Origin of the sequence: Cellulomonas sp. (genome assembly GCF_017744555.1) — a bacterium.
GTDB lineage: Bacteria > Actinomycetota > Actinomycetes > Actinomycetales > Cellulomonadaceae > Cellulomonas.
This window is the reverse complement of the sequence record NZ_JAGIBD010000024.1, coordinates 42,592-51,248: the sequence shown is the minus strand read 5'-3', so window position 1 is coordinate 51,248 and position 8,657 is coordinate 42,592. Positions and strand designations below refer to the sequence as shown.

The 8,657-nt window shown below is 71.4% G+C and carries 7 protein-coding genes; 4 read left to right on the top strand and 3 right to left on the bottom strand.

Going from position 1 to position 8,657, the window contains the following annotated elements:
• Positions 1-26 precede the first annotated feature (26 nt).
• Entirely contained in the window at positions 27-566 is a 540-nt protein-coding gene (locus J7523_RS14995; protein WP_291888249.1) for a hypothetical protein, read from the bottom strand.
• Between the two features lie 165 nt (positions 567-731).
• Between J7523_RS14995 and J7523_RS14990 the strand changes: the two genes are divergently transcribed.
• The 3 genes from J7523_RS14990 to J7523_RS14980 are packed head-to-tail and all read left to right on the top strand — an operon-like array spanning position 732 to position 3,342.
• Positions 732-1,655, top strand: a complete 924-nt coding sequence (locus J7523_RS14990; RefSeq protein ID WP_291888246.1) for an ATP-binding cassette domain-containing protein — start codon at positions 732-734, stop codon at positions 1,653-1,655.
• Positions 1,652-2,521, top strand: coding sequence for an ABC transporter permease (locus J7523_RS14985; protein WP_291888244.1), 870 nt, complete (start codon positions 1,652-1,654; stop codon positions 2,519-2,521). Before J7523_RS14990 ends, J7523_RS14985 begins: the two co-directional genes overlap by 4 nt.
• A complete protein-coding gene (locus J7523_RS14980; RefSeq protein WP_291888239.1) occupies positions 2,518-3,342 on the top strand; it encodes an ABC transporter permease in 825 nt (274 codons plus the stop codon). Before J7523_RS14985 ends, J7523_RS14980 begins: the two co-directional genes overlap by 4 nt.
• Before the next feature lie 95 nt (positions 3,343-3,437).
• On the opposite strand, the gene J7523_RS14975 is transcribed toward J7523_RS14980, so the two are convergent.
• Positions 3,438-6,614 (bottom strand): glycoside hydrolase family 9 protein, encoded by a 3,177-nt coding sequence (locus J7523_RS14975; protein WP_291888237.1) that lies wholly within the window; start codon positions 6,612-6,614, stop codon positions 3,438-3,440.
• A gap of 309 nt (positions 6,615-6,923) precedes the next feature.
• Between J7523_RS14975 and J7523_RS14970 the strand changes: the two genes are divergently transcribed.
• On the top strand, positions 6,924-7,721 hold the full coding sequence (locus J7523_RS14970; RefSeq protein ID WP_291888235.1) for a hypothetical protein: 798 nt from the start codon (positions 6,924-6,926) through the stop codon (positions 7,719-7,721).
• An 86-nt stretch (positions 7,722-7,807) separates the two neighbouring features.
• On the opposite strand, the gene J7523_RS14965 is transcribed toward J7523_RS14970, so the two are convergent.
• Positions 7,808-8,626, bottom strand: coding sequence for a hypothetical protein (locus J7523_RS14965; RefSeq protein WP_291888233.1), 819 nt, complete (start codon positions 8,624-8,626; stop codon positions 7,808-7,810).
• Positions 8,627-8,657: the final 31 nt, after the last annotated feature.

The window sequence follows — 8,657 nt, the reverse complement described above, 5'->3', positions numbered from 1 at the left end:
GAAGAAGGTGGCGCAGGAAATTCACATCATCCGCCCGCCGCCGGAAGAGTTGCCGCCGCCTCCGCCGCCGCACGCGCCTGCACGGACGCCGCGACGTTCGCCGCCGCGACCTCCGCCTGGTGGACGAGCGGGCGGGCCCCGACGAGCGAACCCGCGTCGACCACGGCCCGCGCGGACGCGACCGCCCCCGTCGTGGCGTCGATCAGCCCCTCCTGGCCGGCCTCGACGGGCGCACCGACGACGGCCGCCTGGAGGGTGTCGAGCCGTGCGCGCAGCGCGGTCAGCTCGGCGGCGAGGTGGGCACGGACGGCGGTGCTCGTCGCGACGGCGGCCCGGTGCTGCTGCCGCTCGTTCCACGCGGCATCGGCCACGGACACCTTCTCGAGCACCCGGACCCGCTCGACGAGGGCGGCATGCTCCGCTCGCGCGGCGTGGATCGCGTCCCACTGGGCGGCCGTGGGGCCACCCGTGAGCAGCACGCCGACGAGCGCGACGAGGCTCGACGTCACCGCGAGCCCCCGGCGGAGCAGACGGATGCGTGGCGAGGTGACGACGGGACGGTGCACGGTGGGCCCCCTGGGACGGCGCGGCGCTGGCTGCACGCTTCGATCGACGGCAGGGGGGCCGTGGCAAGAGGTGGGTGAGGATCGCCCCGGTTCGGCCCGGTGGGTTCGACCCGATCGGCCTATCCAGGTGCCGGGTGTCGGTACCGCGGTCTACGTTGATCCGCTGTGACCCCTGTCATCGCGGCCCGTGGCCTCACCAAGACGTTCGGCGACCTCACCGCGGTCGACGGCATCGACTTCGAGGTGCCCGCGGGCGAGTCGTTCGGGCTGCTCGGGCCGAACGGCGCGGGGAAGTCGACGACGATGCGGATGATCGGCGCGGTGTCGTCGCGGTCGGCGGGCGATCTGCGCGTGCTGGGTCTCGACCCGGACGCGCACGGCCCGGAGATCCGCTCGCAGCTGGGTGTCGTGCCGCAGGAGGACAACCTCGACCCCGAGCTCAAGGTCCGCGAGAACCTCATCGTGTACGGCCGGTACTTCGGCATCCCGCGTGCGACGTGCGCGTCACGGGCCGACGAGCTGCTGACGTTCGCGCAGCTCGAGGACAAGGCCAGGAACAAGGTCGACGACCTGTCGGGCGGCATGAAGCGTCGCCTGACGATCGCCCGCGCGCTCATCAACGAGCCGCGCATCCTCATGCTCGACGAACCGACCACCGGCCTCGACCCGCAGGCCCGGCACGTGTTGTGGGACCGCCTGTTCCGGCTCAAGGAGCGTGGCACCACGCTCGTGCTGACCACGCACTACATGGACGAGGCCGAGCAGCTGTGCGACCGCCTCGTGGTGGTCGACCACGGCCGGATCATGGCCGAGGGGTCGCCGTCGGCGCTCATCCGGCAGTACGCCTCGCGCGAGGTCGCGGAGCTGCGGTTCGGGTCCGACCGCAACGCGGAGGCCGCCGCACGGCTCGAGGGCATGGCGGAGCGCATCGAAGTACTTCCGGACCGGGTGCTGTTGTACACGGACGACGGCGAGGCCCTGCTGGAGCGCGTCACGGACCTCGGCCTGCACCCGACGACGAGCCTGGTGCGGCGGTCGAGCCTCGAGGACGTGTTCCTGCGCCTGACGGGACGGAGCCTGATCGAGTGAGCACGCACACGAGCGGGACCCCCGCGGGGCCGACGACCGAGGACCCGACGGCCCGGGCCATGACGGCGGGTGCGCTCCCCCGTCGGCTGGGATGGTGGTACGTCGCCGAGCACACGTGGCGCGCGATGCGCGCGTACGCGTGGACGATCGTCATGGAGGGCATCGGCCAGCCGCTGGTGTACCTGCTCGGCATCGGGCTCGGCCTCGCCGCGTTCATCGACGTGTCGGTGGCCGACGGTGCGAACGGGCCGGTCACGTACCTGGAGTTCGTGGCGCCCGCGCTCCTGGCGTCGTCCGCGATCGGCATCACGATGGGCGAGTTCACGTACGTCGTCATGTCGGGGTTCAAGTGGCGCCGGCTGTACTGGGGCATGAACGCGTCGCCGGTGCAGCCGCAGCAGATCGTCGGCGGCATCGTGTTCGCCGTCGTGGTGCGGATGCTGCTCACCACGATCGCCTACTACGTGCTCATCGTGGCGTTCGGGGCGGTGGTCGACCCGTGGACGGGCGCGCTCATGCCGCTGGTCGGAACGCTCGGCGGGCTCGCGTTCGGGCTGCCGCTGCTCGCGTACGCGGCGAGCATCACGGAGGACAAGGGCCAGTTCGCGATGGTGCAGCGGTTCGTGTTCACGCCGCTGTTCCTGTTCTCGGGCACGTTCTACCCGCTCGACACCATGCCCGTGTGGCTGCAGTGGATCGGCTGGCTCTCGCCGCTGTGGCACGCGACCGAGATCGGCCGGTCGCTCTCGTACGGGTCGCCGCCGGGCGCGTGGCCGGTCGGCGTGCACCTGGCGATCCTGCTGGTCATGGCCGTGACCGGCTGGGTGCTGGCCCGCCGGATGTTCGTGAAGAGGCTGCGCGGATGACGACGACCACGGCCCCGGCACCCGTACGGCGCGGCGGCGGCGTGCGCGCGCTGTACGCGGGCAACGCGCGCGCGATCCTCATGCGCAGCCTGACCGCGACGAAGTCCTCGAACTGGGCGGTCGTGCTGTCCGGCTTCTTCGAGCCCGTGTTCTACCTCGTCGCGATGGGGTACGGGCTCGGCTCGTTCGTCGGCGACCTGACGCTGCCCGGCGGCGAGACCGTGTCGTACGCGGCGTTCATCGCGCCCGGCCTGCTCGCGGTGTCGGCCATGAACGGCGCGGTGTACGACTCGACGTGGAACGTGTTCTTCAAGCTCCACTTCGGCAAGCTCTACCAGGCGCAGCTCACCACCTCGATCGGCCCGCTCGACGTCGCCCTGGGCGAGATCTCGTACGCGCTGCTGCGCGGCGGCGTGTACGCGCTCGGGTTCCTCACGGTCATGCAGGTCATGGGCCTGAACCTGGCGTGGTCCGCGCTCGCCGCGGTGCCGGCGGTGCTCCTCATCGCGTTCGGGTTCGCGTCGGTCGGGATGGCCGTGACGAGCTACCTCAAGACCTTCCAGCAGATGGACTGGGTCACGTTCGTCATGCTGCCGATGTTCCTGTTCTCGGCGACGTTCTACCCGCTGTCGGTGTACCCGGAGCCGATCCAGTGGCTCATCAAGGCGATGCCGCTGTGGCACGGCGTCGAGCTCGTGCGCGGCCTCACGTTGGGCGTGCTCGACCCGTCGATGCTCGTGCACGTCGGGTACTACGTCGTCATGGTGGTGATCGGGCTGACGTTCACCACGACCCGGTTGCGGGCGCTGTTCCTCGACTGAGGCGGGCACCGGAGCCCGCGCGGACCACGGGCCCGGACGCGCCGGAGGCGGCACCCCCCTCGGGGAGCGCCGCCTCCGGGTGTGCGGTCGGGGCGTCAGCCGATCGTGCAGGCCGTCCCGTTGACCGTGAACGCCGTCGGGTTCGTGTTGGTCCCCGAGTGGGAGCCGTTGAACCCGATGTCGGTGCTGGCCCCCGGTGCGAGGGTCGCGTTCCAGCCGAGGCCGACCGCGGTGACGGCCGAGCCGGTCTGGGTCCACGTGGCGCTCCAGCCCTGCGTCACCTGCTGGCCGGACGGGAACGTGAACCCGAGCGTCCAGGTGAGCGGGGTGGTGCCGGTGTTCGTGATCTTGACCGACCCGGTGAACCCGACGTTCCAGCTGTTCGCCGAGTACGTGACCTTGCAGCCGCCGGTCTGCGTGACGGGCAGCGTCGAGAACGTCACGGCCGACGAGACGGCCGACGCGTTCCCGGCGACGTCCCGCGCCCGCACGGCGTACGAGTACGACGTGCCGGCGGTCAGGCCGGTGAGGGCGAACGTGGCCGCGGTCGGCGAGCCGACGAGCGTCTGCGTCGAGCCCTGCACCCGGTACACGTCGTACCCGGCGACCCCGGAGCCCGCGTCGGTGGACGCGGTCCAGGTGAGCGTCGCGCCGGTCTGCGTGATCGCGGAGGCGGCGGGCGTGCCCGGCACGGTCGGGGCCGTGGTGTCCGACGGGAGCTCGACGGTCGTGAACGACACGGCCGGCGACGACGCGGACACGTTGCCCGCCACGTCCTTGGCCCGCACCCCGTAGGAGTACGCGGTCCCGGGCGTCAGGCCCGTGAGGGTGTACGACGCGCTCGTGGTGGAGCCGACGAGGACGGGCGTCTCGGCGCCGGTGATCCGGTACACGTCGTAGCCGGCGAGGCCGCTGCCACCGGTGTTGTCCGTCGACGCCGACCAGGTGAGCCGGGCGCCCGTGGTGGTGACGGACGACGCCACGGGCGTGCCCGGCACCGACGGTGCTGTCGTGTCCGGCGTGTCGAGCTCGAGCGTGGAGAACGTGACCGCCGCGGAGGCTGCCGAGACGTTCCCGGCGGCGTCCTTCGCCTTGACGACGTACGAGTACGACGTCGCGTGCGACAGGCCGGTCAGCGTGAACGACGGCGTGGTGGACGAGCCGACGAGCGTCTGCGTCGAGCCGCTCACCCGGTACACGTCGTACCCCGCGACGCCGACGGCGTCGGTCGACGCGGTCCACGACAGGACGGCACCGCTCGACGTGATGCCCGACGCGGTCGGCGTGCCGGGGACGGTCGGCGCGGTGGTGTCGGTCGGCACGCCGGTCGGCTCGGTGCCCCAGATCAGCTTGCCGCCGTCGTACAGCGTGATGGCCGACGTCTTGGCGAGCCCGGTCGTGGTGAGTCCGGCGAACGACGGGTCGTTCGCGTTGTTCCAGCCCGTGCCGCCCGAGACGCGGAACTGCAGCTCACGACGGTGCTGCGACTGCCCGCCCGGGTAGATGTTCTGCCCGACGCAGCTCAGCTCGGCGTAGTACAGGTTGCCCGACGCCTGGACCGGCTTGGCCGTCTGCGCGCCGCACTCGCTGTAGTTCGACGAGAGTGCCAGGTTGGCCGCCGAGTCGCCCGAGTCGAGCGTGAACCAGTACCGCATGGTCGCGTTCTTGAGCGACCGCGCGGGGAACGCCGAGCGGTTCCGGATGATCGCCTTGATCTCGGTGAACGTTCCGCTGGGCGGCTGGTTGAGCTGGGCCTCGACGAAGATCTCGTCCTGGTCCGGCTTCTCCGCGACGGGGAAGGTCGCGAGCGGCGTGCCGCCGTACTCCTGGCTCAGCCGCGCGAGCGCGCTGGTGAAGCCGGCGTTGTAGTCGGTCGCGACCTCGTTGGCCGTGTAGTCCGACCGGGAGTCGGTGTAGGCGTCGTTCGCGGACGGCGGGCCGCCGACCAGGGCGCCGTACAGGACGTGCCGGGTGTCCACCGGGTCGGTGATGGAGTCGAGCCACGACCCGTGGGCGGTGCGGTGGTGCGGCTTGGTCGGCGGGTTCGCGCCGAAGCCGACCACGTACGACGACTTGCGCGGGTTGTCGCCGAGCGCGTAGTTGATCTGCCGCACGCCGAAGTCGTGGTACCTGGCCTTGAGCGTGGCGTTCGTCAGCCAGTCGGAGTAGACGAGCGCGACGAACGACGTGTTGGCCGCGTACCGCAGCGACCCCCACGAGTCGAGGACGGCCTGGCCGCCCGGCGAGTACGGCACCTTCTGGCCGTTGACGCCGACCGTCCAGTAGTCGAGCCACCGGTTCGTGTCGTCGATGTACTTCTGCTTGCCGGTCTCCATGGCGAGCAGCGCATACGCGCCGAACGTCTTGTCGTCCCACGCGACGGTCCACTTGTACTTGTGCGTGGTGGTCTGGTTCTCGGTGCCGAGCTTGTCGTACTCGGCCTCGGCCTTCGCGAGGTAGGTCGCGTCACCGGTCGCCTTGTAGAGCCAGTACGCGCCCCAGACGAGCTCGTCCTGGTAGCCCGACCACGACTTGTAGTACGCCGACGCCGCGGTGACGCAGTCGGAGTAGTTGCCTCGGTACGTGTCGGCGAACGAGTAGAGCTGCTTGGCGTGCGTGATGAGCTTCGCGGCGTACGTCGCGTCGTCCTTGAGCACGATGGCCGACGACGCGAGCGCCGCCGCCGTCTCGGCCGCGACGTCCGAGCCGGGGCACGACGCGCTGATCTTGTACGACGGCCGGGCCATCGCCATGACCTCGGCGGGGCCCCACCACTTGTGGTCCGCCTCGCCGTCGCCGACCTGCACGTACAGCTCGTTCGGGGCGGTGTGGGCCTTGACGAAGTAGTCGTCGACCCAGCGCAGGTTGTCCTTGAGCTCGTCGAGCTGGCCGGCCTTGGTGTAGCCGGTCGGCGAGGCGATCGCGCCCCACGCGAGCATCGTGGTGCTGAACGCCATCGGCAGGCCGAACTTCACGTGGTCGCCGGCGTCGTACCAGCCGCCCGTGAGGTCCTTGCCGACGTCCGACCCGTCCTGCAGGCCGGAGTCGCCGCGCCAGCTGACCGGGAAGTTGTCGGGCAGGTCGCCGGAGCGCTGCGCCTGGTAGAAGAACATCGACTTCTGCAGGGCCTCGCCGTAGTTGTACGTGGGCTCGGCGGCCTGGGCGGCCCCGGCGAGCGGGGCGACGAGCAGGCCGGCGGCGACGGCGAGCGTCGTGGCCGACGCCAGGGCGGCCGCGCCCCGGTGTCGTGGTGGGGGTTGGTGGCGGGACATCGGACCTCTTCGCGCTCGAGACGGTCAGGAACGGCGTCGCCGCTCCGGATCTCGGCCTCGCAGTCGCCCCGGCACGACGCGCCTGCGCATCGTCCACAGGCGGCCGATCGAGGGTCAACGCCCTAATCGTTTCAAGCAGCGCCGGTGGCTCCCCCGGGCGCGGGTTGACCCGGTCGGCTCAACGGCGCGTGGACCTCACCTGTTTGCCCGGACGTCTCAGCCCTTCGTGTACTCCCCGCACCCGCCGCGCGGGCCTACGGTCCCACTCATCCGTTTTGCGGCATGTCTCCCCCGACGAAAGGGACGAAGATGTCCAGGTCCACCACGCTCGCGGCCGTCGTCGCCGTCTCCGGAGCCCTCACGCTGGCCCTCGCCGGCCCCGCGAGCGCGTCCGTCACCCTCAGCTCGAGCGGCACCGGCTTCGTCGGCAAGGGCGACGTCCAGACCGCGATGGGCTGGAACAACGCGCAGCTGCAGAAGAACGCCGAGGCGCTCACGTTCACCTCCAAGCAGGCCGCCGCCCAGGCCCTGTCGAGCACCGCGACGCAGACCGCGTCGCAGCAGGCGACCCAGTCGGTGTCCCAGGACGTCACGTGCGAGCTGGTCACCGGCAAGAAGACGTTCCACCGCGACGGCGTGCGGCCCGGCTCGCGCGAGGGCAGCCGAGACGGGATCCGTACGGGCACCCGCACCGGGTCGCTCGACGGCTTCCTCGCGTCGGCCGTCGCGTACGAGGCCCGCAAGTCCAACCAGTTCACCGGCTTCAACCTCACCGGCTTCGCGCCCGGCAGCCCGGTGTTCGTGGGCGGCGCGACCACCTGGTCCGACCCGGCGTTCGGCGACTGGGCGTTCGGCGAGTACGCGTTCGGCGACGTCGAGTGGGACGGCTGGGTCGCCGAGCCCGGCGAGAACCCGGCGGACTGCCTCGGCGGCAACCCGGGCGTGACGAACCTCGTCGACGTCGTCACCGAGGGTGCGGTCGTCGACGGCGCGATCACGGAGGGTGCGGTCGGCTTCGGCGCGACCGAGTACGGCAGCGTCGCCCCGACCGGGCCCGCCCAGCTGTACGTGAGCGCCGCCGGCACGACCCCGGTGCTGGTGGGCTGACCCAGCCTGACGGCCCACCGCGGCGGCACGACGAAGCCCTCGTCCCCGGTCGGGGACGAGGGCTTGCGTCTGTCGAGGTCCGAGCGTCAGATCGCCGGACCCTCCTCGGCCTCGGTCGGCGTGGTCGTCGACTTCGGCGCCGACCTGCGGGTGACCTTCTTGGCCGTCTCGGCGGCCGCGTCCTTCGCTTCGGCGACCTTCTCCGTGAGGTCCTCCTTGGCGCTCGCCGCCGCCTCGGCCGCCTTCCCGACGGCCTCGCGGCCCTTCGCGACGGCCGCACCAGCCGCCTCGCCGACGGCGTCGGCCGCGTCACCGACGACCGCCGAGGCGCTGTGGTGGTGACCGGAGCTGCCCAGCGACTCGGACGGCTCCCACGGCTCGGCCCACGGGTCCACCTGCGAGCGGGACCTCGACCACGCGGCGATGGCGGCACCCGCGACGGCGATGCCGGTGAGCACCCAGAAGATCTTGGCGCCGGTGTGCCGGTTGCGCTTTTCCTCGGCTGCGGCGACGGCGGCCGCCGCGATCGCGGCCGACTTCTTCGACGCCTTGTCCGCGGCGACGTCCGCGACGTGCTCGGCCGTCGCACCCGCACGGACGGCGGCGTCGTTGAGCACGGTCACGAGACGCGGGATCAGGTCGTCGACGAGCTTGTCGTGCGCGGTGTCGATCGCGGGGGACACCGTCTCGGCGGCCTTCTCGACCTTCGGTGCCGCCGCCTTCACGCTCTCCTTGTACAGGTGCTCGGCACGGGGGAGCAGCCAGTCGATGAACGCCTCCACCTTCGGGGTCGTCCACTCCTTCGCCTGGTAGGCGGCGTCGCCTGCCTTCGCGGCGAGGTCGGCCGCCTGCTCCTTGAGGTGCTCGGTGTCCACGTCGAGCTTCGGGCTGGTCTTCACGGGCATATCCACTCCCGGCGGTTTGGTTGTCGAGCAC

What these genes read in the sequence shown, in the direction of transcription:
- J7523_RS14975 (WP_291888237.1), bottom strand. Translation starts at nt 6,614, where the DNA reads ATGTCCCGCCACCAACCCCCACCACGACACCGGGGCGCGGCCGCCCTG.
- J7523_RS14980 (WP_291888239.1), top strand. Translation starts at nt 2,518, where the DNA reads ATGACGACGACCACGGCCCCGGCACCCGTACGGCGCGGCGGCGGCGTG.
- J7523_RS14970 (WP_291888235.1), top strand. Translation starts at nt 6,924, where the DNA reads ATGTCCAGGTCCACCACGCTCGCGGCCGTCGTCGCCGTCTCCGGAGCC.
- J7523_RS14965 (WP_291888233.1), bottom strand. Translation starts at nt 8,626, where the DNA reads ATGCCCGTGAAGACCAGCCCGAAGCTCGACGTGGACACCGAGCACCTC.